This is a genomic window from Pseudomonas sp. GL-B-26, assembly GCF_019947405.1.
GTDB lineage: Bacteria > Pseudomonadota > Gammaproteobacteria > Pseudomonadales > Pseudomonadaceae > Aquipseudomonas.
On record NZ_JAGYGJ010000001.1, the window covers coordinates 31106 to 56169 of the forward strand.

A 25064-nucleotide genomic window follows, 5' to 3' on the forward strand; every position below is an offset into this window, starting at 1 on the left:
GGCCTGCTGCGCAGTCCAGCGGGAGCAAGCTCCCTCGCCACAGGGATCTATGCGGGGGCCATTTCCTGCGCCAACCCCAGAAACGCCGCCGGCAGCCGCGCGCCTTTTCGCTCCTTGAGGCAGTACAAATACTCGGGAATCTGCGGCGCATTCTCGATGGTCAGCACGCGCAGTTGCGGATCATGCGGCACTTCCTGACGGGCAATGATGCTGATGCCGATGTTGCGCAGCACCGCCTCACGGATCGACTCACGGCTGCCAATCTCCAGTAGCGGCCCGAAACTCACCCCGGCGCTGGCCAGCAATTCCTCGGTCAGACGTCGAGTGGTCGAGCCCGACTCGCGCATCAATAGCGTATGCCCGGCCAATGCACTCAGAGGAACATGCTCGTGGACCGCCAGCGGATGATTGCGATGCACCGCCAGCACCAGCGGATCGCTGCCGAGCACCCGGCGAATCAGCCGCGCATCCTCCAGTAACTGCGAAGACGCAGCGATATCGACCCGGTAATCCTCCAGCGCTTCAAGCACCTGCTGGGAGTTGCCGATTTCCACCGACACTTCCACCTGCGGCAAGCGCTCGCGAAAGGTCTTCACCAGATCGAGGATGTAGTACGGAGCGGTAGCGGCGATGCGCAACGTGCCTTGGACCTGACCGCTGTTACGCAGGAAAAACTCAATGTCGGCTTCCTGCTGCAACAGCGCCTTGACCATCGGCAGCAACCGCGCGCCTTCATCGCTGACGCTGAGGCGGCGGCCGCCACGGTAGAACAATTCAACCGAGTACTGACTTTCCAGATTGCGAATCTGCGTGGTCACCGTGGGTTGGCTCAGACCGAGTTTTTTCGCCGCCAAAGTGATGCTGCCCAAGCGGGCCACCATGTAAAACGCCTTCAGCTCGGCACTCAGCACACCCTTTCCTCATCGCTTATTTGCGCAACAGGCGCAAACCGTTGAACACCACCAACAGGCTCACGCCCATGTCGGCGAACACCGCCATCCACATGGTGGCGATCCCGGCGAAGGTTACCCCAAGAAAGATCGCTTTGATGACCAATGCCAGGGCAATGTTCTGTTTGAGGATGCTCGAGGTTTGCCGGGACAGCCGGATGAAGGTCGGAATCTTGCGCAGATCATCGTCCATCAGGGCGACATCGGCGGTCTCAATGGCGGTATCGGTGCCCGCCGCCGCCATGGCAAAACCGATCTCGGCTCGCGCCAGCGCCGGAGCATCGTTGATGCCGTCGCCGACCATGCCGACGTTATGGCCCCGTGCATAAAGGGCGTCGATGGCTTGCAGTTTGTCGGTCGGCAGCAGATCGCCCTTTGCCTCGTCGATGCCGACTTGCGCGGCAATCGCCTGAGCGGTGTGGACGTTGTCACCGGTGAGCATCAGGGTTTTGATGCCCAGCTCGTGCAGTTGCTGGATCGCCTCGCGGCTGGACTCTTTCACGGTGTCGGCCACGGCGAACAGCGCCAGCGGGCCGGATTTGTCGAGCAGCAGCACCACGGACTTGCCCTGTTTCTCCAGCGCGAACAGCTTTTCCTCCAGTTCGGGTGAGCACAGGTTCAGTTCTTCCACTAAACGGTGATTACCCAAGTGGTAAACCTGACCGTTAATTTCGCCGCGCACACCGCGACCGGCCAGCGCCTCAAAGTTATCCACAGTCAGCGGTGCGAGTTGTTTATCCACAGCCGCGTTGGCGATGGCCAACGACACCGGGTGATCAGAGCGACCGGCCAGCGCTGCCGCAATCGCCGGAGCTGATGCGTCAGCGTTTGGATCAAGCGACAGGTAATCGGTCTGCACCGGTTTGCCGTGCGTGATCGTGCCGGTCTTGTCCAAGGCCAGGTAATCGAGCTTGTAACCGCCCTCCAGATAGACGCCGCCCTTCACCAGAATGCCTTTGCGCGCCGCCGCTGCGAGGCCGCTGACGATGGTCACTGGCGTAGAAATTACCAGCGCACATGGGCACGCAACTACCAACAACACCAGCGCCCGGTAGATCCAGTCGAACCACAACGCGCCCATAAACAGTGGCGGAATCACCGCCACTGCGAGCGCGAGGATAAACACTGCGGGCGTATAGATTTTCGAGAAACTGTCGACGAAACGCTGGGTCGGCGCCCGCGCGCCCTGGGCCTGTTCCACGGCGTGGATGATTCGCGCCAGGGTCGAGTTGTTGGCCTCTGCGGTTACCGAGTACTCCAGGGAACCGGCCTGGTTGATGGTGCCGGCGAAGACTTTGTCACCGACAGTCTTCTCAACCGGCAGGCTTTCACCGGTGATCGGCGCCTGATCGATGGTTGAACTGCCCGAAACCACTTCACCGTCCAGACCAATCCGCTCACCGGGACGCACTCGAACACGTGCGCCCAGCTCGATGGTTTTAACGTCCTGAGCGATCCAACGACCGTCGGCCTGCTGCACTGTGGCCTGTTCCGGGGTCATCTGCATCAGGCCGCCGATGGCGTTGCGCGCCCGGTCCAGAGACTTGGCCTCGATCAACTCGGCCACGGTGAACAGGAACATCACCATCGCCGCTTCCGGCCACTGGCCGATAAGGATCGCGCCGGTCACCGCGATGCTCATCAGCGCGTTGATGTTCAGGTTGAGGTTTTTAAGCGCGATCCAGCCCTTTTTATAGGTGCCGAGGCCGCCGCTGAGGATCGAGATCAACGCAATGACCGCCACAACCCAGTTCGGCGCGGCGCTGGTGAAGTGGATCACTTCGGCGGCGAGTGCGCCGATACCGGACAGAGCCAAGGGCCACCAGGGCTTTTTCTCGGGGACCGGTGCTGACGGTTCAGCGCCCTGCTCCAGCGGCTCGGCCTGCATGCCGAGGGACTTGATGGCGTCGATGATCGGCGCGGTGCTCGGCAAGTCATGGGTGACGCCCAACACGCGGTTGATGAGGTTGAATTCCAGTTGCTGCACGCCCACGAGTTTGCCGAGTTTGTTCTCGATCAGCGTCTGCTCGGTCGGGCAATCCATGGCGTCGATGCGGAAACTGCTCAGCCGCGCGCCAGCCGTTGGGGTTTCGCTGAGTCTGATCAGCGACGGCGCCGCCACTTTTGAGGAACAGCAGGAATCCCCATGGCCGCCGTGGTCATGCTTCTTCTGCACAGGCTGCAGCTTGTGATCGTGATCATGCCCGTCTTCGGGTTTGTGCGTGTGAAGGGAATCGCTCATTGGGTCGCGTCCGGAAAGGTGCCTGTTGCCAAGTAAAGACCCTGTAGCCACTATAGGGTCAAGCACCTATTTGGAGATTGCCGTCATGAAAATCGGAGAACTGGCCAAACTCACTGACTGCGCCGTGGAAACCATCCGCTACTACGAGCGCGAAAACCTGCTGCCGGAGCCGGCCCGCAGCGACGGCAACTACCGCGTCTACACCCAGGCTCATGCCGAGCGCCTGACTTTCATCCGCAACTGCCGCACCCTCGACATGACACTGGAAGAAATCCGCAGCCTGCTGGCCCTGCGCGACAGTCCGCAGGATCAGTGCGAAAGCGTGAATGCGCTAATCGACGAACACATTCATCACGTCAAGGCGCGGATCGATGGGTTGATGGCGTTGCAGACACAACTGCTCGACCTGCGCCAACGTTGCAGCGAAGGGCCGGATATTGATCAGTGCGGGATTTTGCAGCGGTTGGAGGTCAGCGGCGGGGTTGTGGCGACGGAGGTTGAGCATTCCCATGTTGGCCGCAGTCACGGGCATTAAGAACGCCACAAAACCCTGTGGGAGCGGGCTTGCTCGTGAATGCGGTGTGTCAGACAACATCTCTGTCGACTGACACTCCCTCTTCGCGAGCAAGCCCGCTCCCACATTTGGTCGGTGTTGAGGGCTAGACCGCCATCGGCGCGGTCATTGGGGCGTGGTGCTCGTAGCCTTCCAGCGAGAAATCGCTCGGCTCGATCAACTCCAGCCACTCCGGCTGATACACACCGGTCTTGGCAAACTCCGGCACACGATCACTAATCACCAGTTTCGGCATCGGGAACGGCTCGCGCTTGAGCTGTTCATTCAGCATGTCCAAATGGTTTTCATAGACGTGGGCATCACCGATGAAATAGGTGAACCAGCGCGGCGTGTAGCCGGTCAGGCGACCGATCAGGCTCAGCAGTGCGGCGCCTTCGGTGAGGTTGAACGGCGTGCCCAGGCCCAGGTCGTTGGAGCGGATGTAGAGGGTCAGGGAGATTTCCTTGGTCTCGACATTCGGGTGGAACTGGTACAGCAAGTGGCACGGCGGCAGGGCCATTTCGTCGAGCTGGGCGACGTTCCAGCCGTGGAACAGGATGCGGCGGCTGCCCGGGTCTTTGATGATGGTGTCGACGCACTGGCGGATCTGGTCGATCGCCTTGTACAGCACCACGTAGGCCTGACCGTTTTCTTCGCCTTCAGCAATCTGACGATAACCTTGGCTCAGGGTCTGCTCGATGGCGGCCTGGTTGCTGACCGGGATCTGCTTGTACGCCGGCCATTTGCGCCATTGCACGCCGTAGATCTCGCCGAGGTCGTCTTCGCCCTGACGGAACGGGTTGGCCAGCCACTGGGCGTTTTCGTTGGCGTTCTGATCCCAGACCTTGCAGCCCAGCGCACGGAATTCGGCGGCGTTGTTCACCCCGCGCAGAAAACCACACATCTCGCCGATGGCCGATTTGAAGGCCATCTTGCGCGTGGTGATCGCCGGGAAACCTTCCTTCAGGTCATACCGCAGCATCGCGCCAGGGAAGCTGATGGTGTTCACGCCGGTGCGGTTGGCCTGTTTGGTGCCGCTCTTGATGACGTGGGCGACCAGTTCGAGATATTGCTTCATGAGTTACCTGTGTCCTTGAACCCGGGACCGTCGCCCCGGGGTTCGAATTTATACGGCCGCCGCCGGAGCCGCCGGTGCACGGTGATACGCCAGCCAGATCAGGTACAGACCGCCGACGATCATCGGTACGCACAGTACCTGACCCATGGTCAGCCAGTTCCAGGCCAGATAGCCCAGTTGCGCGTCCGGCACGCGGACGAATTCGACGATGAAACGGAAGATGCCATAGAACAGCGCGAACATCCCGGACACCGCCATGGTCGGCCGTGGCTTGCGCGAGAACAACCAGAGAATGGCGAACAGCGCCACGCCTTCGAGGGCGAACTGGTACAGCTGCGACGGGTGACGCGCCAGTTGCGCCGGATCGGTCGGGAAGACCATCGCCCACGGCACATCGGTGGCCTTGCCCCACAACTCGGCGTTGATGAAGTTGCCGATACGTCCGGCGCCCAGACCGATCGGCACCATCGGTGCGACGAAGTCCATCAGCTGGAAGAACGACTTGCCGTTCTTTTTACCGAACCACAACGCGGCCAACATCACGCCGATGAACCCGCCGTGGAACGACATGCCGCCCTTCCACACTTCAAAGATCAACAGCGGGTTGGCGAGGTAAGCACTCAGATCATAGAACAGCACATAGCCCAAGCGGCCGCCGAGAATGACCCCCATCGACATCCAGAACACCATGTCGGAGAGTTTCTCTTTACTCCAGGTCGGGTCGAAGCGGTTCAACCGGCGCGATGCCAGCAGCCAGGCGCCGCCGATGCCGATCAGGTACATCAAGCCGTACCAGTGGATTTTCAGCGGACCGATGGCCAATGCCACCGGGTCGATCTGCGGGTAAGGCAGCATTGCGACTCCTTGTTAGAGTTGAAACTTTCAAAATTCCCGGGCGACGCTGTCACGTCAGGATTAAGTCAGGATTGCGGTACACGTCAGAGCAAGAAGTTCAGGCCCACGCAGAACAGCAAAGCGGCGAACAGTCTCTTCAGCAACTTCGGCGACAGGCTGTGGGCCAGTCGTGCACCGAGGCGGGCGAAGAACATGCTGGTCAGGGCGATCCCCAGCAACGCCGGCAAATAAACAAAACCGAGACTATGGGCCGGCAGCAATGGATCGTGCCAGCCCAGAATCATGAAAAATAATGCACTGGACAAGGCAATCGGCAGGCCGCAGGCGGATGAAGTCGCCACCGCTTGCTGCATCGGTACGCTGCGCCAGGTCAGGAACGGCACCGTCAGCGAGCCACCGCCAATCCCAAAAATCGCCGAGGCCCAGCCAATCACACTGCCGGCCACGGTCAGACCGACTTTACCCGGCACCGTTCGGCTGGCCTTGGGTTTGAAATCCAGCGCCAGTTGCGCGGCGATGACCAAGGCGAAGACACCAATGATTTTCTGCAGGTTGGGCCCGGAGATCGCTTCAGCCGTCAGCGCGCCGAAACCGGCACCAATGAGAATACCGAGGGTCATCCAGGCAAAAATCGGCCAACGCACAGCACCGCGACGGTGATGTTCGCGAATCGCATTGACCGAGGTAAATATGATTGTCGCCAGGGACGTGCCGACCGCCAGGTGCGTGAGGATCGACGGATCGAACCCTTGCAGCTTGAAACTGTAAACCAGCACCGGAACGATAATGATCCCGCCGCCGACCCCGAACAGCCCGGCCAGCACACCTGCACAGGCGCCGAGCGCCAGATAGAGCAGAAATTCCATGCGCATCCCCAAATGAGAGCGGCATGGTAACGGATGCATGGCCTCAAGCTCCACTGGATGGCGATGGATACCCACACGATGACTGAGTAGAGTGGGCAGAAAACACACAAGGACTACCTTATGTGCCTGATTGTTTTCGCCTGGCGACCGGGTCACGCCCAGCCGCTGATCGTGGCGGCCAACCGCGACGAATTCTATGCCCGGCCCAGCCTGCCTCTGGCGCAATGGCCCGAAGCACCGCACGTCCATGCCGGTCGCGATCTGGAGGCGGGAGGCACCTGGCTCGGTGTTGGCGCCAATGGGCGCTTCGCCGCGCTCACCAACATCCGCGATCCGCATCAGCCGCCCGCACGCAAGTCGCGAGGTGAACTGGTGGCGCGATTCCTGACCGGCGACATGTCGATAGATGACTACTTGGCGGACGTTGTCGGACGTTCGCTGGAATATGCCGGATTTAACCTGCTGGTCGGCAATGCCAACGAACTGTGGCACTTCAATGCCCGGGAGACTGAGCCGGTGATGCTGCCACCGGGAGTTTATGGTTTGTCGAATGCGGGGCTGGATACGCCGTGGCCGAAACTGCTCAAGGCACGGGCAGCGCTGGAGGAGGTGCTGGACGATCCGCAACCCCAGGCTTTATTAGCGTTGCTGAATGATCCGCAGACGGCGCCATTTGCCGAACTGCCGGATACCGGGGTCGGGTTGGCGACCGAGACGTTGCTGTCGAGTGTGTTTATTGCCAGTCCGACTTATGGGACGCGAGCGAGTACGGCGTTGATTGTTCAGGCGGATGGGACGCGGTGGATGGTTGAGCGGAGTTTTGGACCGTATGGCGGGCATTTGGGGGAGGTAGAGGTGCGGGTTTAGATTGTGAGGTGTCAGTTGGAACCACCCCTCACCCTAACCCTCTCCCCAGGGGGTAGAGGGGACTGACCGAGTTGTTTTTTTGATATTTTGCGACCGAGGAAATTGAGTCGAACTCAGGGTTTGAACAGCATGGAGATCGGCTCCCTTTCCCCCCTCTCCCCCCTGGGGAGAGGGCTGGGGTGAGGGGTGGCTTCTGAATCCACCGCAGGTTTAGAGGGTCTTCGCCGAAGCCGGATTAATCATCCGCGCCAACCCAAGGTTCTTCAGCGCCAGTTGCAGCGAGCTGTGGATAACTTGCGGGTTGTCGATGGTCATCAGCTCGGCGAGCAATTCCCTGGCCTTGCTCAGGTTGATCTGACGCAACATCCACTTCACTTTCGGCAAGTTGGTGGCGTTCATCGACAGGCTGTCGAAGCCCATCGCCATCAACAGCACCGCCGCCGCCGGGTCACCGGCCATCTCACCGCAGATACTCACTGGCTTGCCTTCGGCATGAGCATCACGCACCACGCTCTGAAGGGCTTGCAGCACCGCTGGGTGCAGGTAGTCGTAGAGGTCGGCTACCCGCGGGTTGTTTCGATCCACCGCCAACAGGTACTGGGTCAGGTCGTTGGAGCCAACCGACAGGAAGTCCACTTGCCGCGCCAGTTCCTTGGTTTGATAAACCGCCGCCGGAATTTCGATCATCACGCCGATCGGCGGCATAGGCACGTCGCAGCCTTCGTCGCGGACTTCGCCCCAGGCCCGGTGAATCAGGTGCAGGGCTTCTTCCAGCTCGTGGGTGCCGGAGATCATCGGCAGCAGGATCCGCAGATTGTTCAAGCCTTCGCTGGCCTTGAGCATGGCGCGGGTCTGGACCAGGAAGATTTCCGGGTGGTCGAGGGTGACGCGAATACCGCGCCAGCCGAGGAACGGGTTGTCTTCCTTGATCGGGAAGTACGACAGCGACTTGTCGCCGCCGATGTCCAGGCTGCGCATGGTCACCGGTTGCGGGTGGAACGCGGCGAGCTGCTCGCGATAGATCGCCAGTTGCTCTTTTTCACTCGGGAAACGCTGGTTGATCATGAACGGCACTTCGGTGCGGTACAGACCAACACCCTCAGCGCCACGCTTCTGCGCCCGCGCCACATCCGCCAGCAGGCCGGTGTTGACCCACAGCGGCATGCGGTGGCCATCGAGGGTCACGCACGGCAAGTCCCGCAGTGCATCCAGCCCGAGGGCCAGTTGCTTCTCTTCCTCGACCACTTCGGCGAACTGCTTGCGCAACACTTCGCTGGGGTTGGTGTAGACCTCGCCGTGGTAGCCATCGACGATCATCTGGATGCCGTCGACCTTGGAATACGGCAGGTCGACCAGGCCCATCACCGTCGGGATACCCATGGCTCGCGCCAGGATCGCCACGTGGGAGTTGCCGGAACCGAGTACCGACACCAGACCGACCAGCTTGCCTTCCGGCACCTCGCCGAGCATTGCCGGCGTCAGTTCTTCGCTGATCAGGATGGTGTTGTCGGGGTAAACCAGGGTCTGTTGACGCTCTTCCTGCAGATAAGCCAGCAAGCGCCGACCAAGGTCTTTGACGTCGGAGGCGCGCTCACGCAGGTAGGCGTCGTCCATCAATTCGAAACGGTTGACGTGTTCGGTAACCACCTGACGCAACGCGCCCTGGGCCCACTGACCGGTCTTGATCACGGTGGTGATTTCGCTGCCGAGCGAGGCATCGTCGAGCATCATCAAGTAGACATCGAACAGCGCGCGCTCTTCCGGGCGCAACTGGTTCGCCAGCTTGGCCGACAAGGCGCGCATGTCGGCGCGCACGCCTTCGATGGCGGTCTTGAACAACCCAAGTTCGGCGGTGATGTCGGTGATGGTCTTGTCGGGCACCACATCCAGATCGGCCGGCGGCAGCATGACCACCGCAGTACCGACCGCCGCACCCGGCGAACCCGGTACGCCGATGAACTTGGCTTCCTGAATGCCCTTGCCCTGACGCCCCAGGCCCCGGATCGAACCGGTGGCTTCGGCGTGGGCGATAACGCCGGCAAGCTGCGCGCTCATGGTCACGAGGAAGGCTTCTTCACCCTCATCGAACTGCCGACGTTCTTTTTGCTGAATGACCAACACGCCGACGACGCGGCGGTGGTGAATGATCGGCGCCCCGAGGAATGAGGCGTAGCGCTCTTCACCGGTCTCGGCGAAGTAGCGGTAGCGCGGGTGATCCGCGGCATTTTCGAGGTTCAGGGGTTCTTCACGCGTGCCGACCAGGCCAACCAGACCTTCGTTGGGTGCCATGCTGACTTTGCCGATCGAGCGCTTGTTCAAGCCCTCGGTGGCCATCAGCACGAAGCGGTTGGTCTCAGGGTCAAGCAGATAGACCGAGCAGACCTGGCTGCCCATGGCCTCTTTGACGCGCAACACAATAATCCCCAACGCCGCCTTGAGATCCTTGGCGGAGTTAACTTCCTGGACGATCTTGCGCAGCGTATTGAGCATGGCTCGGGGTCGAACTCCGTCGTCAGTCGCGCGATAAAAGGCGCGGGGCAAGCTCTTTGAGAGCGCGTCGATACACTTCGCGCTTGAATGTCACCACCTGGCCCAACGGATACCAATAACTGACCCAGCGCCAGCCATCGAATTCCGGTTTACCGGTCAAATCCATCCGCACCCGCTGCTCGTTGGAGACCAGGCGCAGGAGAAACCATTTCTGTTTCTGGCCGATGCACAGCGGTTGGCTGTGCGTGCGGACCAGACGTTGCGGCAAACGATAGCGCAACCAGCCCCGGGTGCAGGCGAGAATTTCAACATCTTCGCGCTCAAGACCCACTTCTTCGTTCAACTCGCGATACAAGGCGTCTTCCGGCGTCTCCTGGGGGTTGATCCCGCCCTGTGGAAACTGCCAGGCATCTTGATTGATACGGCGAGCCCATAGCACCTGTCCGGCATCATTCGTGAGAATGATCCCGACATTGGGGCGGAAACCATCGGGGTCGATCACGGCAACAACCTCGCAAACGCATGTCGCCGCATTGTTCCACAAAGGTTGTGATAGCAGCAACGAGCCGGTCTACCTTATGTGCACTCTTGTGAAAAGTCCGTATTCTGGACGCCTTTCTACAGACTTTTCAGCGAGTAACTGCAATGCGGCTGGCTTTATTCGACTTGGACAACACGCTCTTGGGCGGTGACAGTGACCACGCCTGGGGCGATTACCTGTGCGAACGCGGCTTCCTCGACGCCGTCGCCTACAAGGCGCGCAACGATGAGTTCTATCAGGATTACCTGGCCGGCAAGCTGGATAACGATGCCTACCTGAACTTTTGCCTGGAAGTCCTCGGCCGCACCGAGATGGCCACGCTGGATCAATGGCATCTGGATTACATGCGCGATTGCATTGAGCCGATCGTGTTGCCCAAGGGTCTCGAACTGCTGGCCAAGCACCGCGAGGCCGGAGACAAACTGGTGATCATCACCGCGACCAACCGTTTTGTTACCGGGCCGATTGCCCAGCGTCTGGGCGTCGAAACCCTGATCGCCACGGAATGTGAAATGGTTGATGGCCGCTACACCGGGCGCAGCACCGACGTCCCGTGCTTCCGTGAAGGCAAGGTGACGCGGTTGAATCGCTGGCTGGAAGAGACCGGGTATTCGTTGGAGGACAGCTATTTCTACAGCGACTCGATGAATGATTTTCCGCTGCTGGAGCGGGTGACGCATCCGGTTGCAGTCGATCCGGACCCGAATTTGCGCGCCGAAGCCGAGAAGCGTGGCTGGCCGGTGATGTCTCTGCGCGACTGATATCGCCTGTAGCAGCTGCCGAGGTACGAGGCTGCGTTGGGCTGCGCAGCGCCCCCGGGGGCGGTCCTGCGGACACGCAACGCAGCCTCGTACCTCGGCAGCTGCTAAAGATTCCGCGCTAAACCGGCTTGGCGCCCATCAACCCCGCAATGGCGATAAAACAAACGAAGCTGAACAGTGCGAGGGCGAAAGTGAACTTGCCGTTGCCACCCGGAACAGTGCGCAACTTGTTAAGCCGCACCAGCAACCAGAACCAGCCCAACGCCGCGACGGTGTAAAGCACGCTGGACGCCAGCAACCACGTCTGCCCCAGCGGCCAGCCCACCAGATGCACCATCCACCAGCCGGTAAACGGCATGCTCAGCAGCGCCAGCCCCATGACCAGCCAGATAAACACCCGCGACCGCTGCAACGTACGCGCGTGAGCCGTTGCGTCACCATTACGGCGCGTGCGCCAGACCCAGATCGCCAGACCCAGTGCGCTGACCAGCAGCAACACCGTCGCCACCATATGAGCGACTTTCAGGGCGGTTAACGTTTCCATTGTTCGATTTCCTTATGGTCTGGCCATCAGCGTAGCCGCTCAGCCGAGAAACAGCTGATAGGCCGGGTTGTCACTTTCGTCCCAATACGGGTAGCCGATTTCTTCCAGCGCTGCGGGCACCAGGTGGCGTTCATCGTGAGGCACTTGCAGGCCCGCGACCACACGACCATCCGCCGCGCCATGGTTGCGGTAGTGGAACATCGAGATGTTCCAGCGCCCGCCGAGCTTGTTGAGGAAGTTGAACAGCGCGCCCGGGCGCTCCGGGAATTCGAAGCGCAGAATCACTTCATCAACCACATGAGCCGCACGGCCGCCGACCATGTGGCGGATGTGCAACTTGGCCAATTCGTTGTCGGTCAGATCGAGCACCGGGAAACCCTGCTCGGTCAGGCTGGCCAGCAGCGCACTGCGCGGGTCGTTTTCCGGGTGCGTCTGCACGCCAACAAAGATGTGCGCCTCGCTACCGGTGTTGTAGCGGTAGTTGAATTCGGTGATCTGGCGCTTGCCGATGGCTTCACAGAACGCCTTGAAGCTGCCCGGCTTCTCGGGAATCGTCACGGCGATGATCGCTTCGCGGCCCTCGCCCAGTTCAGCGCGCTCGGCGACGTGGCGCAGGCGGTCGAAGTTGACGTTGGCGCCGGAGTCGATGGCTACAAAGGTGTGACCGGTGACGCCGCGTTGCTCGACGTATTTCTTGATCCCGGCCACGCCCAAGGCGCCAGCAGGTTCGGTGATCGAGCGGGTATCGTCGTAGATGTCCTTGATCGCCGCACAGATTTCATCGGTGCTGACGGTGATCACTTCATCGACATAGTCTTTGCAGATATCAAAAGTGTGCTGACCAATCTGCGCCACTGCGACGCCATCGGCGAAGAGGCCCACGGTCGGCAGGATCACGCGTTCGCCAGCGGCCATGGCGGCTTGCAGGCAGTTGGAATCGTCCGGCTCGACGCCGATGATTTTGATTTCAGGCCGCAAGTACTTCACGTACGCCGCGATCCCGGCGATCAATCCACCACCGCCCACCGGGACGAAGATCGCGTCCAGACGGCCAGGGTGCTGGCGCAGAATCTCCATTGCCACCGTGCCCTGCCCGGCAATGGTGTGGGGATCGTCGTAAGGGTGAATGTAGACGTAGCCTTTTTCGTCGACCAGTTTCAGCGAGTAGGCCAGGGCTTCCGGGAACGAATCCCCGTGCAGCACCACTTTGCCGCCACGAGAACGCACGCCTTCGACTTTGATTTCCGGGGTGGTCTTGGGCATCACGATGGTCGCTTTCACGCCCAACACTTTCGCCGCCAGGGCCAGGCCTTGCGCGTGGTTGCCCGCAGAAGCGGTAACGACACCGCGAGCACGCTCTTCATCGGAAAGCTGGGTGAGCTTGTTGTAGGCGCCACGAATCTTGAACGAGAACACCGGCTGCAAGTCTTCGCGCTTGAGCCAAATGTTGTTGCCCAGCCGCTCGGAGAGCTGGCGGGCAGTCTGCAATGGGGTTTCTACGGCAACGTCATAAACGCGCGAGGTGAGGATCTTTTTGACGTACTGTTCGAGCATCGGAAAGCATCACTGAGCGGGTTGGGCAGGGCCAAGGAGTCTAACCCGGCTTTCGGGCGGGCGACCACACGAATCAAGAGGTTTTAGCCCGGCATGGGGCTATAATGCCGGCCTTTCCGTTCTCCCCTTGCCCGCTTCGGAGCCCGCATGACCCAGGATCAACTCAAACAGGCAGTGGCTCAGGCCGCCGTCGACTTCATCCTTCCGAAACTCGACGACAAGAGCATCGTCGGGGTCGGCACCGGCTCCACCGCCAACTGCTTCATCGACGCACTGGCCAAGCACAAAGGCGCGTTCGACGGCGCGGTCGCCAGTTCCGAAGCCACCGCTGCCCGCCTCAAGGGCCACGGCATTCCGGTGTATGAGCTGAACACCGTCAGCGACCTGGAGTTCTACGTCGACGGCGCCGACGAAAGCGACGAGCACCTGAACCTGATCAAGGGCGGCGGCGCAGCCCTGACCCGCGAGAAGATTGTGGCGGCCGTGGCCAAGACCTTCATCTGCATCGCCGACGCCAGCAAACTGGTGCCGGTACTCGGCGCGTTCCCGCTGCCGGTGGAAGTGATCCCGATGGCCCGCAGCCACGTGGCCCGCGAACTGGTGAAGCTGGGCGGCGACCCGGTTTACCGTGAAGGCGTGCTGACCGACAACGGCAACATCATACTCGACGTGTTCAACATGCAGATCACCAACCCGGTGGAGCTGGAGACGCAGATCAACGCCATCGTCGGCGTGGTCACCAATGGGCTGTTCGCGGCACGTCCGGCGGATTTGCTGCTGCTGGGCACCAGCGAAGGCGTGAAAACCCTGCGCGCCCAATAATCAGACACGCAGATAAACCTGTGGGAGCGAGCCTGCTCGCGATAGCGGTCTTTCAGTCAACATCTCTATCGACTGACACGGCCTCATCGCGAGCAAGCCCGCTCCCACATTGGTTTTGGGGCGTTTGTCAGGGTTGTGCTGGTTTTTTGAAGATGTAGAACAGGTTCGGCTCGCTCACCAGGTACATCGTGCCGTCGTCATCCATGGCGATCCCTTCCGCTTGTGGCACTGTCTTCTGCAACCCCTGACGCCCCTTGCTCAGTGACAGGGTGCTCAGCGGTCGCCCGCCCACATCCAGTTCCAGAATCAGTCGGGATTCATCCGACAACGCCAGCAAATGGCCGCTGCGCTCGTCGTATTGCAGGCTCGACAGGTCCGTCACGAACATCCCGGCATCGCGCTTGGGGTTGTTCACTACGTGCACTGCGTAGGATTTTTCCGGGTTGTAATGCGGAAAGCCGTGCACTTCGTAGATCAGCATCGGGTCGCGTTCCTTGGCGACAAACAACCGCTTGCCCACCGAGTCGTAAGCGAGACCTTCGAAGCCCTTGTTGCCGCTCATGTGTACGCCAAGGGTCATCTGCTCGGCATCCGCTGCGTCGAGGAACGTTGTGTCGCTCTCCAGATGAATCTTGATCAGCCGCTGCTGACGCTCGTCAGTGATCACGTAAGTGTCGGCGCTGATGAATTCCACGGCTTCCGGATCGCCAAACCCGATCAGCGCAATGCGTCGAATAATCTGGCCGTCCAGCGACAGTTCGATCAGCTCTGAGTTTTTGTTGGTGACGGTGAACAGGCTTTTGCGCACCGGATCGAAGGTCAGCGCCGAAACATCGTCGGCCAGCCCGACAATGACTCGCGCCTCGACCGCTACCTGGTACTGATCCAGACCGATGGACTGACCGTTCATGGGCTGCCAAAGGGTGTGCAGGTTGAACCAGGCGCGCTCGAACAGGCGCAGGTACTGGCCGGCCGCAACCAGCGCGATCAACGCTATGACCGACAGGATCAAAAGCAGAGGCTTGGGGCGGGCAAGTCGACGCATTCAGGCCTTATTTCTGCTTTTCGAAGCGATAGAACAGGTTCGGCTCACTCACCATGTACAGCGTGCCCGCCTCGTCCATGGTCACGCCTTCGGCGCGAGGAATGGTCTTCTTCAAACCATTGAAGCCGCCCAGCAAGGTCATGAAACTGACCTGCTCGCCCTTCTCGTCCAGCTCCAGCAACAAGTGGGAGTCGGCAGACAGCACCAGGGTATGCCCGGTGCGCGGGTCGATGGCCAGCGCCGAGAGGTTGCGGATGTCCAGTTCATCACTGGTGAGTTTTTGCTTGTCGCCCTTCAGGCTCTGGCTGCCATCGCTTTTCCAGCTAAACAGTGCTGGCGGACGCTCTTCACCCAGCAGGATTTGCTGATTGCGCGAATCCCAGACGATGGCTTCGAAGGCCTTGTTCTGGTCTTTCGAAGGACCGAGGTCGTATTTCGGGAAGTCAGCGATGTTCAGCTCGCGGGTATCGGCATCGACCTTGACGATGGAGAGCATGTGTTCGCGCTCATCGACGATGGCCAGCAAACCGTTGCCCATCACAGTCACGCCTTCCGGGTTGCTCCAGCCCACCAGCGGCATCTTGCGCAGCACGTCGCCCTGCAATGTCAGCTCGACGAGGAACGGGTTCTTGCCCATGACCGAGAACAGGGTTTTGGTTTGAGGGTTGTAGGCCAGGTCCGACGCTTCGTCCTTTTCCATGCCCGGCAGCAGTTTGGCGTCGATCACTGCCCGGTAATCCGGTAGCCAGACACTGGCCTGACGCTCGGCGGGACTTTCGAAACGCTCGCGCAACCAGAGCACGCCACGGTCATCCCAATGCATGGCAAACGCAACGCCGTACGCGATGGCTGCCACCAGCAAAAGCCAGGAATACCAACGCAGGACAAAGCGCGAGCGGCGGGCAGTTTTAAGCTTGGGCAGTGGTTGGGTGACCATCGAGGGATGCGTTCCAGAAATTCAGGCTAAGGGTAATAGCACAATTGGGACCGGCTAAGACGCCGCAAGTCCCGGAATTATCCGGACGAGATGTGAAAAAAACGGGAAATGGCGGGAAAGCCCTGCGCGGGCAGCCAAGATCAAAAGATCGTCCGAACGCGGCCCGAACCTGCGGCAGCTCCTACAGAGATTGGTGTAGGAGCTGCCGCAGGCTGCGATCTTTTGCTTTTTTAGCGGACGCTGCTGGTGAAGCTGCTGGCGCCTGGCAATTCAATCACCAGTTCGTCACCGACATTCAGCGGACCGACGCCAACCGGCGTACCCGTCAGGATCACGTCACCGGCCTGCAGCGAGAAGCAGCCGGCCATGTGCTGGATCATCGGCACGATCGGGTTGAGCATCGCGCTGCTGTTGCCATCCTGGCGCACTTCGCCGTTGATGGTCAGGCGGATGCCAATGTCGGTCAGGTCAGCGAACGTGCTGCCGGACACGAACGGCGCAATCACCGCCGCACCGTCGAAGGACTTGGCGATTTCCCACGGCAGGCCCTTGGCTTTCAGCTCGGCCTGCTTGTCGCGCAGGGTCAGGTCCAGGGCCGGGGCGAAACCGGAGATGGCATCCAGCACTTCTTCACGGCTCGGTTTGGTCGACAACGGCTTGCCGATCAACACCGCGATTTCCGCTTCGTAATGAACCGAACCACGCTCGGTCGGAATGCTGAAACCACCTTCCAGCGGCACCACGCAACTGCCCGGCTTGATGAACAGCAGCGGCTCGGTAGGCACCGGATTGTCCAGTTCCTTGGCGTGTTCGGCGTAGTTACGGCCAATGCACACCACTTTCCCCAGCGGGAAGTGAATACGCGTACCGTCGACATACTGGTGCTGATAGCTCATTACCGACTCCTGTTTCGTAGCTCTTAAATTCAAAAGTCAAACAGCGAAAATTTTGCCCGGGTTCATGATGCCATTCGGATCGAACACCGCTTTGACGGCTTTCATGTACTCGATCTCGACCGGCGAGCGGCTGTAGGTCAAGTAGTCACGCTTGGTCATGCCCACGCCATGTTCGGCGGAAATCGAGCCGTTGTACTTCTCAACGGTTTCGAACACCCACTTGTTGACGGTCGCGCACTTGGCGAAGAACTCGTCCTTGCTCAGGTTTTCCGGCTTGAGAATGTTCAAGTGCAGGTTGCCGTCGCCGATGTGGCCGAACCAGACGATTTCGAAATCCGGGTAGTGTTCGCCGACGATCGCGTCGATTTCCTTCAGGAACGCCGGGACTTTCGACACAGTGACCGAAATGTCGTTCTTGTACGGCGTCCAGTGGGAAATGGTTTCGGAGATGTATTCGCGCAGCTTCCAAAGATTTTGCAGCTGGGTTTCGCTCTGGCTCATCACGCCGTCCAGCACCCAGCCCTGCTCGACGCAGTACTCGAAGGTTTCCAGGGCGTGGTTGGCCACTTCTTCGGTGGTCGCTTCGAATTCCAGCAATGCGTAGAACGGGCAATCGGTTTCGAATGGCGCGGGTACGTCGCCCCGGCCCATGACCTTGGCCAAGGCTTTGTCGGAGAAAAATTCGAAGGCGGTCAGGTCGAGCTTGCTCTGGAACGCGTGCAACACCGGCATGATCGAGTCGAAGTCAGTAGTACCGAGGACCATCGCGGTGAGGTTTTTCGGCGCACGGTCCAGGCGCATGGTCGCTTCGACCACGAAACCGAGGGTGCCTTCAGCACCAATGAACAGCTGACGCAGGTCGTAACCGGTGGCGTTCTTGATCAGGTCTTTGTTCAGTTCCAGCAAATCGCCTTTGCCGGTGACCACTTTCATGCCAGCGACCCAGTTACGGGTCATGCCGTAGCGAATCACCTTGATCCCGCCGGCATTGGTGCCGATATTGCCGCCAATCTGGCTCGAACCTGCCGAAGCGAAGTCCACCGGGTAATACAGGCCTTTTTCTTCGGCGACGTTCTGCAGGTGTTCGGTGACTACGCCCGGCTGGCAGACCGCGGTGCGGTCGGTCATGTTCACGTCAAGGATCTGGTTCATGTAGTCGAAGGACACAACGACTTCGCCATTGGCGGCCACGGCAGCGGCGGACAGCCCGGTGCGACCGCCGGACGGTACCAGCGCAATTTTGTGCTCATTGGCCCAACGGACAATGGCCTGGACTTGTTCGGTGGTCTTGGGGAACACGATGGCGGTCGGGGCCGGGGCGAAATGCTTGGTCCAATCCTTACCGTAAGCATTCAGGGAGTCGGCATCGGTCAGCACCTTGCCAGGCTCAACCAGGGTCTTCAGCTCTTCAATCAGGGCAGGATTGGTCATCGACAGAACTCTCGAACAATTCATGGTCATCCTGAGAACGCTTCACGTCGCAGGAATGAGTGTTTAGCGGGGTGCATATGCTAGCATACCGACCCCGCAGGATAGTGCCCAACGGCTATTCTGTGGCGACGGCTTTCCTGCCGTCCGGGTCAGCGTCTGCTGGCTATTTCCTGCCATTTTTCTCCGGGATACAGGTTTACGCAGATGAGCAAGACTTCTCTCGATAAGAGCAAGATCAAGTTCCTTCTTCTCGAAGGCGTCCACCAATCGGCTGTCGACGTCCTCAAGTCGGCGGGCTACACCAGCATCGAGTACCTCACAGGTTCTCTGCCGGAAGCCCAGCTGAAGGAAAAGATCGCTGATGCTCACTTCATCGGCATTCGCTCCCGCACTCAACTGACCGAAGAGATCTTCGATCACGCGAAGAAACTGGTCGCTGTCGGCTGTTTCTGCATCGGCACCAACCAGGTTGACCTTAATGCTGCCCGCGAACGCGGCATCGCAGTGTTCAACGCTCCGTACTCCAACACTCGCTCCGTTGCCGAGCTGGTGCTGGCCGAAGCGATCCTGTTGCTGCGCGGCATCCCTGAGAAGAACGCTTCCTGCCACCGTGGCGGCTGGATCAAGAGCGCAGCCAACTCCTTCGAAATCCGTGGCAAGAAGCTCGGCATCGTCGGTTACGGCTCGATCGGTACTCAACTGTCGGTCCTGGCTGAAGGCCTGGGCATGCAGGTGTACTTCTACGACACCGTGACCAAGCTGCCATTGGGCAACGCGACTCAGGTCGGTAACCTGACCGAGCTGCTGGGCATGTCCGACATCGTCACCCTGCACGTTCCGGAAACCGCAGCGACCCAGTGGATGATCGGCGAGAAAGAAATCCGTGCGATCAAGAAGGGCGGCATTCTGATCAACGCGGCTCGCGGCACTGTAGTTGAACTGCAAGCGCTGGCGGACGCGATCAAGGACAAGCACCTGATCGGCGCGGCCATCGACGTATTCCCGGTAGAGCCTCGCTCCAACGAAGAAGAGTTCGAAAGCCCGCTGCGTGGCCTGGACAATGTGATCCTGACCCCGCACATCGGCGGTTCCACCGCTGAAGCGCAAGCCAACATCGGTCTGGAAGTGGCTGAGAAACTGGTCAAGTACAGCGACAACGGTACCTCGGTGTCCTCGGTCAACTTCCCGGAAGTGGCCCTGCCGGCTCACCCTGGCAAGCACCGTCTGCTGCACATCCACGAGAACATTCCGGGTGTGATGAGCGAGATCAACAAGGTCTTCGCCGAAAACGGCATCAACATTTCCGGTCAGTTCCTGCAGACCAACGAGAAAGTCGGCTACGTCGTGATCGACGTCGACGCCGATTACTCGGAAATGGCCCAAGAGAAGCTGCAGCACATCAACGGCACCATTCGTTGCCGCGTGTTGTTCTGATAGTGACTTGAGCGACAAAAAAAAGGAGACCTTCGGGTCTCCTTTTTCATGGGCGCGACTGATGTTACTTAACGTTGACGGTGATTTTCTCCGACACGATCGGCGGATCGAACGGCATGTGGCCGCTATCGCCCAGTTCCAGCTGCAAGGTGTGTTTGCCCGGCGTCAACGTTACTTCAGCCTGGGTCTGCGCCTTGCCGAAATGCAGGTGGTTGGCATCGTTGGGGATCGGCGCACCGGCGGCTGGCAGTTCATCGACATCGATCAGCAAGTGGTGATGGCCGGTGTTCTTGGTGACATCGCCCGCTGGCGCCAGCGCAATGTTCTCGACAGCGAACTTGACGACGACGGTTTGCGGAACACTAGCTCCGTCCGCAGGAGAAACGATGGACACTTCTGCACCTTTGGGAGCCGGTGTAGCAGCCGTTGCCAGCATCGAAGCACCCATCAACAGGCCAGCCAATGCTGCTCGTGACATAAAGGTTTTCATTCTCTTCTCCAGTTTTTCCGTAAAATCCGCGTGGCCATGACAACTTCATGGCCATTCGTTGTCGAAGGCACTCGACAACCATAGCAAAGCGAGCCTGAATCAGAGCATCGCGATAAATGAATTCAAGGAGTGACCATGCGTTTTTTGCCTGGCCTGATCTGCCTGCTACCCCTTCTGAGCCCTTTGGCTCATGCCGAACTGATTGACGATGTAAACGACCGAGGCGAATTGCGTATTGCCCTTGAGGCTAATACACCGCCCTTCAATTTCAAGGAAGACGGCAAACTTACGGGTTTCGAAGTCGAATTGGGGCAACTGCTGGCTGACGAACTGGACGTACGGGCCGACTTCGTCGTTACCGATTCCAGCGATCTGTTGCAAGGTGTTGAATCCGGCAAGTACGACGTCGCCATCAACCACATAGCAATGACCCCGGACCTCGAGGATCGTTTCGACTTCAGCGAACCTTACATTCACACCAACGCGCAATTGATCGCGCAGAAGGAAGAGCCACGCTCAATCCTGCTGGTGCAATCGCTGACTGAAGAAAAGCCAAAAGACCGCTCGCCGGTTAGCCTGGCGATTCCGTTTCAGAAAGGTAACCCGGCGTTTCATGCCAGCCTGGAGAACGCGCTACAGCGGATCAAGGCGGATGGGCGATTGGAGGCACTGGAACAGAAGTGGTTGGGGGCGGATACGGGTGTGGCGCCCAAGCCTTAAGAATTTTGTCGCTCTTTAGATCCAGCCCCTCACCCTAACCCTCTCCCCAAGGGGTAGAGGGGACTGACCGAGGTGTCTGGAGCTATCCATCGACCTGAAAAATCGTGTCGATTATGGATTCAGTAAAAATCGTTCAAGTCGCAAAATTTCTACAGATCCCCACGACCAGTCCCCTCGCCCCCTGGGGAGAGGGTTAGGGAGAGGGGGTGGATTCTGGATCAGCCCAAAGCATCCAAAGCCACCGCTGCCTCAACCAACTCGAGCTCACTGAAGACCTGAACGCCATGGCGCCTGAGCAACGCCGCAGTCACGCCCTCGCCACTCACCTTCACACCACTGAACGTCCCGTCATACGTCAACAAATTCCCGCAAGACGGGCTGTTGGCCTTGAGCACGGCAATGCGGATGCCGTGCTTTTGCACCAGCTCCAACGCCTGATACGCCCCCGAGAGAAACTCGGCGCTGACGTCCTCGCCCTCGGTGGTGAACACTGAGGCGTGGCCATCAAGCACTTCACCACCCTGCCCGCCCGGAATCTCTGCCGCCGCCCTCGGCGTCGGCAACCCGCCAGCAACTTCCGGACACAACGGCACCACCCGACCTTCATCAAGCCACTGCTGAAGTTGATCGAACGGCCCACTGGCCCCTCCGTCGTAACGTACGCGGTGGCCCAGCAGACAGCGGCTTACCAGAATTTTTTGCATGATCAGAACGGCTCGTTGCCACGCCGCCGGAACCAGCCGGTCAACGACAGGCGATCCCGGGTCGCGGGCAGGACTTCGTGGGGCACTTCACCCGACAGAAACACCACCAGGCATCCGCCGGCGGGCACCACATCATGTTCGACGCCTTCACCCAGGTACATACGCAACTGGCCGCCGTGCTCGGGCAGCCAGGCGTCATTGAGATAGACCACCGCCGACACCGTGCGCCGGTCGTCGTCGCGGAAACGGTCGACATGCTTGAGGTAGAACGCGCCGGGCGGGTACAGCGCGAAATGGCTTTCGAAATCTTCCAGGCCCAGAAACAAACCGCGATTCATCGCCTCGCGCAAGCTGTCCATCAAATCCAGATAGCTGTCGCACGCCAACGCCTGGCCGGGCTCGATCCACTGGATATGGTCGCCGCGAATCCCCTCGCGAATCTCGGATGTTGCCCCTCGACCCACGGCGGCCGGGGCCAATTCGCCCTCGGCAGCACGTTTACGGCACTCAGCCGCCAGTTCCCGGGTCAGACCCAGAGGAAGGAAAATATTCTGCTGCGACCAGCCGTGCTCAGCCAGGTCGTCGACGATACGTAACAGCAGCGGGTGATCAGAGGGTATTCGCATGCCGCGCATAGTATTCCTGTGCCTGAAAATCCGACAGAGCCGCGCAGCGGGTTGATACGAATTCTCGACAAGGACGAATGCCACACGGAGAATAGTCGCCTGCTGACAGGAGTCCCTATGCGCCGTTTGCTTTTTTCACTGTTGATGTTCTGTGTATTGCCCGCTTGGGCAGACGGCCACGACCAGTTGTACAAGGTCGCCGGTTGGCCAGAACAACGCGCGCATTTCAATGACGCTCTTTCGGCCGCTCAGCAGCGGTACCAGAACAGCCTGCCGCCGGCAGTGTTCCAGGCGCTGGTGAGTAACAGCAATCAGCGCTTTGCCCCCCAGGCGGTGGACCAGCGCGCCGAAGCGCAATTGCGCAAGATCCTCGCCGATCCAAAACCTGCGCTGACGTTCTTTCAGTCACCCTTGGGCAAGAAAATCGTGGCCGCCGAATTGCTCGCGACCCGTCGCGATCAGTTGGCAAAAAACGCCAAGGGTTTACCCAGGGTCCAGGCCAGCGACAGCCGCATGCTGATCATCGGCCATCTGGCCCAGGCCTTGCCCGCTCGCGAGGCTGGCGCGGAAGTCAGCCTGGCGATTGCCGGCGTCGCGGCCGACAGCCTCAGTTCGATGATCCCCGGCCTGCTCGGCGGTGGTCAGGCTCAAGGCATGTTGAACGGTCAGCGTCAGCGCTTGATGGACCAGATCGGCAGCGACCTGAACAACACGCTGTTGTATGTCTATCGCGACCTGTCGGATGAAGAACTGGAAGAGTTCGCGACCTTCGCCGAGTCCACCGAGGGCAAGGCTTATTACCAGGCAGCATTGGCAGCGATTCGCGCAGGGCTGGCGGTGGGGCAGGATACTTCAAGTCTTCGCCAGTGATATTCGGCGCCTGAAAGGGCCCCTTCGCGAGCAAGCCCGCTCCCACATTTGACCGAGTACGTCTGAACAACTCGGTCACTGTGGGAGCGGGCTTGCTCGCGAAGGGGCCGCCACAGCCGCTAAAGATTCCGGCCTTTAATCCGCTTCGTCAAAAACCCGAAATACTCCCGCCGCAACGCCTGCGTCTCATTCGCCAGGTGATGCCGCGCCTCAGGCAACATCAACACCTGCGGCCGATCGAACTTGCTCCGCAATACTTCAAGGTTATGCTCCCAGTCCACGGTCATGTCCGCCTGCCCCTGCACAATCAGCGGTCGCCGCATGCTGTACGGTGCGGCTTCGATGCGTTTGATCCAGCGCGCCAACGCACCGACCCAGGCGGTCGGCAAACGGAGCGGCTGCAACGGATCGGCTTGCAGGAAGGGCAGAAAATCCGGGTCGTTGGAGTTCTCGCTGAAGCGCCGGGCGATGGCTTTGACGAAAGGCTTGAGCAGGTAATAGCTGAGTTGCGACCAGCCCCAGGCCCGCGGCCTTACCAACGGCGACAGCAGAATGACCTGACCTTGCGCCGGACTGCTGGCGCCCTGATTGAGCACATGATCGATCACGATCGCGCCGCCAGTGCTTTGCCCGCACAAGTGCCACGGCTGCGGCAGATCGAGGGATTGCGCTTCGGTGAACAACCCTTGCAGCGTGTCCTGATACTCGGTGAAATCCTTGATGCTGGCCCGTTCGCCACTGGACAGCCCGTGTCCCGGCAGGTCGCAGGCAATCACCGCGAAATTCTGATCCAGCGCCCATTCGATCACATGCCGGTAAAGCCCGGTGTGATCGTAAAAACCGTGGAACAAAAACAGCGTCGCCTTCGCCCGCTCGGGCCACCAGACCTGGCTGACCACTTCATAACCATCGACCGCGAAACGTCCAAGGCCACTGCGCACGTTGCGCCCCGCAAAATCCAGCCCGTAGAAACGCTGGTAAGCCAGCGCTTCCACCGACAGCGGCTGCCAGTCGGCCAGCGGCCGCAGGCTGGCACGCAGATGATCGGAGTCGAAAGTGGCAGACATGAGCAATTCCAGAACGCGAAACGGACTTTATGGGCCTGCGATATTCATCTGTTGGGGCAAGCATGGCAAGCTAGCGCACCTTCGAGGACTGAAATCCATGCGCTCGCCCTACCGCGCCACACTGCTTGCCAGCCTGCTCGCCCTCGTGTGTGCCGGCGTGCTGTGGGCTGCTTACGACTGGTTTCAGGGGCGCTACCTGCGGGCGTTCAGCGAGCACACCGCGGTGTTCTCCGGTGACCCGCTGCGCCTGCCCGACAACCTCGCCGGCCCCGGCGCCATCCGCCTCGTGCACTTCTGGGACCCGGCCTGCCCGTGCAACGTCGGTAACCAACAACACCTGAGCGAACTGGTTGAGCACTATGCAGCGCAAGGCGTGGAGTTTTATGCGGTACAAAAGCCTGGCAGCCACGGTCAGTTACCGAGCACCTTAAGCAGCCTGAAAAGCATCGCCGTCCTGCCAGGCTCCGAACAGATCCCCGCCAGCCCGGCCGTCGCGATCTGGGATCGCAGCGGCAAACTGGCGTATTTCGGCCCGTACAGCGAAGGCCTGACCTGCAATTCGAGTAACAGCTTTATCGAGCCGATTCTGCAAGCGTTGAGCGAAGGCCGCGCGGTGAATGCCACGCACACACTGGCCGTGGGTTGTTACTGCCCGTGGCCCATCGACGCAGTGAAGTAAGGCGGACAGGAGACGCGAATCCCTCCTAAGTGCGATGGCCAT

25 protein-coding genes are annotated in these 25064 nt (G+C 60.0%); 8 read left to right on the plus strand and 17 right to left on the minus strand.

The window, feature by feature from the left end:
* Positions 1-47: 47 nt before the first annotated feature.
* Both KGB23_RS00145 and KGB23_RS00150 read right to left on the minus strand, forming a co-directional pair.
* Positions 48-911 carry a LysR family transcriptional regulator gene (locus KGB23_RS00145; protein ID WP_223429464.1) on the minus strand — a complete coding sequence of 288 codons (864 nt, stop codon included), beginning with the start codon at positions 909-911 and terminating at the stop codon, positions 48-50.
* Between the two features lie 16 nt (positions 912-927).
* A complete protein-coding gene (locus tag KGB23_RS00150; RefSeq protein ID WP_223429465.1) occupies positions 928-3192 on the minus strand; it encodes a heavy metal translocating P-type ATPase in 2265 nt (754 codons plus the stop codon).
* Positions 3193-3277: 85 nt separating this feature from the next.
* Between KGB23_RS00150 and cadR the strand changes: the two genes are divergently transcribed.
* Positions 3278-3727 carry a Cd(II)/Pb(II)-responsive transcriptional regulator gene (cadR, locus tag KGB23_RS00155; protein WP_056738877.1) on the plus strand — a complete coding sequence of 150 codons (450 nt, stop codon included), beginning with the start codon at positions 3278-3280 and terminating at the stop codon, positions 3725-3727.
* A gap of 124 nt (positions 3728-3851) precedes the next feature.
* On the opposite strand, the gene KGB23_RS00160 is transcribed toward cadR, so the two are convergent.
* The 3 genes from KGB23_RS00160 to KGB23_RS00170 form a co-directional block, all read right to left on the minus strand.
* On the minus strand, positions 3852-4823 hold the full coding sequence (locus KGB23_RS00160) for a thymidylate synthase (protein ID WP_223429466.1): 972 nt from the start codon (positions 4821-4823) through the stop codon (positions 3852-3854).
* A gap of 48 nt (positions 4824-4871) precedes the next feature.
* The gene (gene lgt / locus KGB23_RS00165; protein ID WP_150659035.1) at positions 4872-5678 is read right to left on the minus strand and encodes a prolipoprotein diacylglyceryl transferase; all 807 of its coding nucleotides are present in this window, start codon (positions 5676-5678) and stop codon (positions 4872-4874) included.
* An 83-nt stretch (positions 5679-5761) separates the two neighbouring features.
* Positions 5762-6544, minus strand: coding sequence for a sulfite exporter TauE/SafE family protein (locus tag KGB23_RS00170; protein ID WP_033060544.1), 783 nt, complete (start codon positions 6542-6544; stop codon positions 5762-5764).
* A 120-nt stretch (positions 6545-6664) separates the two neighbouring features.
* On the opposite strand from KGB23_RS00170, the gene KGB23_RS00175 reads away from it, so the two are divergent.
* The gene (locus KGB23_RS00175) at positions 6665-7411 is read left to right on the plus strand and encodes an NRDE family protein (RefSeq protein ID WP_223429467.1); all 747 of its coding nucleotides are present in this window, start codon (positions 6665-6667) and stop codon (positions 7409-7411) included.
* A 210-nt stretch (positions 7412-7621) separates the two neighbouring features.
* Here the strand turns inward: KGB23_RS00175 and ptsP are convergent, their stop codons facing one another.
* Both ptsP and KGB23_RS00185 read right to left on the minus strand, forming a co-directional pair.
* Positions 7622-9901 (minus strand): phosphoenolpyruvate--protein phosphotransferase, encoded by a 2280-nt coding sequence (gene ptsP, locus KGB23_RS00180; protein WP_150659037.1) that lies wholly within the window; start codon positions 9899-9901, stop codon positions 7622-7624.
* A 22-nt stretch (positions 9902-9923) separates the two neighbouring features.
* Positions 9924-10403 (minus strand): RNA pyrophosphohydrolase, encoded by a 480-nt coding sequence (locus KGB23_RS00185; protein WP_008150514.1) that lies wholly within the window; start codon positions 10401-10403, stop codon positions 9924-9926.
* A gap of 143 nt (positions 10404-10546) precedes the next feature.
* Here KGB23_RS00185 and KGB23_RS00190 point away from each other — a divergent pair, with 143 nt between their 5' ends.
* Positions 10547-11203, plus strand: a complete 657-nt coding sequence (locus KGB23_RS00190; RefSeq protein WP_223429468.1) for an HAD family hydrolase — start codon at positions 10547-10549, stop codon at positions 11201-11203.
* A 118-nt stretch (positions 11204-11321) separates the two neighbouring features.
* Here KGB23_RS00190 and KGB23_RS00195 read toward each other — a convergent pair whose 3' ends face one another.
* Together KGB23_RS00195 and ilvA are read right to left on the minus strand one after the other, a co-directional pair.
* The gene (locus KGB23_RS00195; RefSeq protein ID WP_223429469.1) at positions 11322-11747 is read right to left on the minus strand and encodes a DUF2269 domain-containing protein; all 426 of its coding nucleotides are present in this window, start codon (positions 11745-11747) and stop codon (positions 11322-11324) included.
* 39 nt (positions 11748-11786) lie between these two features.
* A complete protein-coding gene (gene ilvA, locus KGB23_RS00200) occupies positions 11787-13301 on the minus strand; it encodes a threonine ammonia-lyase, biosynthetic (protein WP_150659040.1) in 1515 nt (504 codons plus the stop codon).
* A 147-nt stretch (positions 13302-13448) separates the two neighbouring features.
* Here ilvA and rpiA point away from each other — a divergent pair, with 147 nt between their 5' ends.
* The gene (gene rpiA / locus KGB23_RS00205; protein WP_111448403.1) at positions 13449-14123 is read left to right on the plus strand and encodes a ribose-5-phosphate isomerase RpiA; all 675 of its coding nucleotides are present in this window, start codon (positions 13449-13451) and stop codon (positions 14121-14123) included.
* Positions 14124-14250: 127 nt separating this feature from the next.
* Here rpiA and KGB23_RS00210 read toward each other — a convergent pair whose 3' ends face one another.
* The 4 genes from KGB23_RS00210 to KGB23_RS00225 form a co-directional block, all read right to left on the minus strand.
* On the minus strand, positions 14251-15168 hold the full coding sequence (locus KGB23_RS00210; RefSeq protein ID WP_223429470.1) for an SdiA-regulated domain-containing protein: 918 nt from the start codon (positions 15166-15168) through the stop codon (positions 14251-14253).
* A gap of 7 nt (positions 15169-15175) precedes the next feature.
* Positions 15176-16105: an SdiA-regulated domain-containing protein gene (locus tag KGB23_RS00215; protein WP_223429471.1), complete on the minus strand. Its 930-nt coding sequence runs from the start codon at positions 16103-16105 to the stop codon at positions 15176-15178.
* A gap of 230 nt (positions 16106-16335) precedes the next feature.
* Positions 16336-17001: a fumarylacetoacetate hydrolase family protein gene (locus KGB23_RS00220; RefSeq protein WP_046053735.1), complete on the minus strand. Its 666-nt coding sequence runs from the start codon at positions 16999-17001 to the stop codon at positions 16336-16338.
* 36 nt (positions 17002-17037) lie between these two features.
* Positions 17038-18432, minus strand: a complete 1395-nt coding sequence (locus KGB23_RS00225; RefSeq protein ID WP_223429472.1) for an FAD-binding oxidoreductase — start codon at positions 18430-18432, stop codon at positions 17038-17040.
* 204 nt (positions 18433-18636) lie between these two features.
* Between KGB23_RS00225 and serA the strand changes: the two genes are divergently transcribed.
* Positions 18637-19866 carry a phosphoglycerate dehydrogenase gene (gene serA / locus KGB23_RS00230; protein WP_223429473.1) on the plus strand — a complete coding sequence of 410 codons (1230 nt, stop codon included), beginning with the start codon at positions 18637-18639 and terminating at the stop codon, positions 19864-19866.
* A gap of 64 nt (positions 19867-19930) precedes the next feature.
* Here the strand turns inward: serA and KGB23_RS00235 are convergent, their stop codons facing one another.
* A complete protein-coding gene (locus tag KGB23_RS00235) occupies positions 19931-20356 on the minus strand; it encodes a DUF4399 domain-containing protein (protein WP_223429474.1) in 426 nt (141 codons plus the stop codon).
* A 135-nt stretch (positions 20357-20491) separates the two neighbouring features.
* Here KGB23_RS00235 and KGB23_RS00240 point away from each other — a divergent pair, with 135 nt between their 5' ends.
* Entirely contained in the window at positions 20492-21076 is a 585-nt protein-coding gene (locus KGB23_RS00240) for a transporter substrate-binding domain-containing protein (RefSeq protein WP_223429475.1), read from the plus strand.
* A 218-nt stretch (positions 21077-21294) separates the two neighbouring features.
* Here the strand turns inward: KGB23_RS00240 and KGB23_RS00245 are convergent, their stop codons facing one another.
* Positions 21295-21780 carry a DUF523 domain-containing protein gene (locus KGB23_RS00245; protein ID WP_223429476.1) on the minus strand — a complete coding sequence of 162 codons (486 nt, stop codon included), beginning with the start codon at positions 21778-21780 and terminating at the stop codon, positions 21295-21297.
* Positions 21781-21782: 2 nt separating this feature from the next.
* Positions 21783-22415, minus strand: coding sequence for a 2OG-Fe(II) oxygenase (locus KGB23_RS00250; protein ID WP_223429477.1), 633 nt, complete (start codon positions 22413-22415; stop codon positions 21783-21785).
* Between the two features lie 108 nt (positions 22416-22523).
* Between KGB23_RS00250 and KGB23_RS00255 the strand changes: the two genes are divergently transcribed.
* Positions 22524-23276 (plus strand): DUF2059 domain-containing protein, encoded by a 753-nt coding sequence (locus KGB23_RS00255; protein ID WP_223429478.1) that lies wholly within the window; start codon positions 22524-22526, stop codon positions 23274-23276.
* Between the two features lie 119 nt (positions 23277-23395).
* Here the strand turns inward: KGB23_RS00255 and KGB23_RS00260 are convergent, their stop codons facing one another.
* Complete coding sequence (locus tag KGB23_RS00260) at positions 23396-24343, minus strand: alpha/beta hydrolase (RefSeq protein ID WP_223429479.1); 948 nt, start codon at positions 24341-24343, stop codon at positions 23396-23398.
* A 97-nt stretch (positions 24344-24440) separates the two neighbouring features.
* On the opposite strand from KGB23_RS00260, the gene KGB23_RS00265 reads away from it, so the two are divergent.
* Entirely contained in the window at positions 24441-25022 is a 582-nt protein-coding gene (locus KGB23_RS00265; RefSeq protein WP_223429480.1) for a DUF6436 domain-containing protein, read from the plus strand.
* Positions 25023-25064 lie beyond the last annotated feature (42 nt).

Excerpts from the sequence above, each read along its gene's own strand:
- KGB23_RS00255 (WP_223429478.1), top strand. The coding sequence starts at position 22,524 with ATGCGCCGTTTGCTTTTTTCACTGTTGATGTTCTGTGTATTGCCCGCT.
- KGB23_RS00260 (WP_223429479.1), bottom strand. The coding sequence starts at position 24,343 with ATGTCTGCCACTTTCGACTCCGATCATCTGCGTGCCAGCCTGCGGCCG.
- KGB23_RS00245 (WP_223429476.1), bottom strand. The coding sequence starts at position 21,780 with ATGCAAAAAATTCTGGTAAGCCGCTGTCTGCTGGGCCACCGCGTACGT.
- serA (WP_223429473.1), top strand. The coding sequence starts at position 18,637 with ATGAGCAAGACTTCTCTCGATAAGAGCAAGATCAAGTTCCTTCTTCTC.
- cadR (WP_056738877.1), top strand. The coding sequence starts at position 3,278 with ATGAAAATCGGAGAACTGGCCAAACTCACTGACTGCGCCGTGGAAACC.
- KGB23_RS00195 (WP_223429469.1), bottom strand. The coding sequence starts at position 11,747 with ATGGAAACGTTAACCGCCCTGAAAGTCGCTCATATGGTGGCGACGGTG.
- KGB23_RS00250 (WP_223429477.1), bottom strand. The coding sequence starts at position 22,415 with ATGCGCGGCATGCGAATACCCTCTGATCACCCGCTGCTGTTACGTATC.
- KGB23_RS00235 (WP_223429474.1), bottom strand. The coding sequence starts at position 20,356 with ATGAAAACCTTTATGTCACGAGCAGCATTGGCTGGCCTGTTGATGGGT.
- KGB23_RS00215 (WP_223429471.1), bottom strand. The coding sequence starts at position 16,105 with ATGGTCACCCAACCACTGCCCAAGCTTAAAACTGCCCGCCGCTCGCGC.
- KGB23_RS00225 (WP_223429472.1), bottom strand. The coding sequence starts at position 18,432 with ATGACCAATCCTGCCCTGATTGAAGAGCTGAAGACCCTGGTTGAGCCT.
- KGB23_RS00170 (WP_033060544.1), bottom strand. The coding sequence starts at position 6,544 with ATGGAATTTCTGCTCTATCTGGCGCTCGGCGCCTGTGCAGGTGTGCTG.
- ilvA (WP_150659040.1), bottom strand. The coding sequence starts at position 13,301 with ATGCTCGAACAGTACGTCAAAAAGATCCTCACCTCGCGCGTTTATGAC.
- KGB23_RS00220 (WP_046053735.1), bottom strand. The coding sequence starts at position 17,001 with ATGAGCTATCAGCACCAGTATGTCGACGGTACGCGTATTCACTTCCCG.
- KGB23_RS00150 (WP_223429465.1), bottom strand. The coding sequence starts at position 3,192 with ATGAGCGATTCCCTTCACACGCACAAACCCGAAGACGGGCATGATCAC.
- KGB23_RS00160 (WP_223429466.1), bottom strand. The coding sequence starts at position 4,823 with ATGAAGCAATATCTCGAACTGGTCGCCCACGTCATCAAGAGCGGCACC.
- KGB23_RS00190 (WP_223429468.1), top strand. The coding sequence starts at position 10,547 with ATGCGGCTGGCTTTATTCGACTTGGACAACACGCTCTTGGGCGGTGAC.
- KGB23_RS00210 (WP_223429470.1), bottom strand. The coding sequence starts at position 15,168 with ATGCGTCGACTTGCCCGCCCCAAGCCTCTGCTTTTGATCCTGTCGGTC.
- lgt (WP_150659035.1), bottom strand. The coding sequence starts at position 5,678 with ATGCTGCCTTACCCGCAGATCGACCCGGTGGCATTGGCCATCGGTCCG.
- KGB23_RS00175 (WP_223429467.1), top strand. The coding sequence starts at position 6,665 with ATGTGCCTGATTGTTTTCGCCTGGCGACCGGGTCACGCCCAGCCGCTG.
- KGB23_RS00265 (WP_223429480.1), top strand. The coding sequence starts at position 24,441 with ATGCGCTCGCCCTACCGCGCCACACTGCTTGCCAGCCTGCTCGCCCTC.
- ptsP (WP_150659037.1), bottom strand. The coding sequence starts at position 9,901 with ATGCTCAATACGCTGCGCAAGATCGTCCAGGAAGTTAACTCCGCCAAG.
- rpiA (WP_111448403.1), top strand. The coding sequence starts at position 13,449 with ATGACCCAGGATCAACTCAAACAGGCAGTGGCTCAGGCCGCCGTCGAC.
- KGB23_RS00240 (WP_223429475.1), top strand. The coding sequence starts at position 20,492 with ATGCGTTTTTTGCCTGGCCTGATCTGCCTGCTACCCCTTCTGAGCCCT.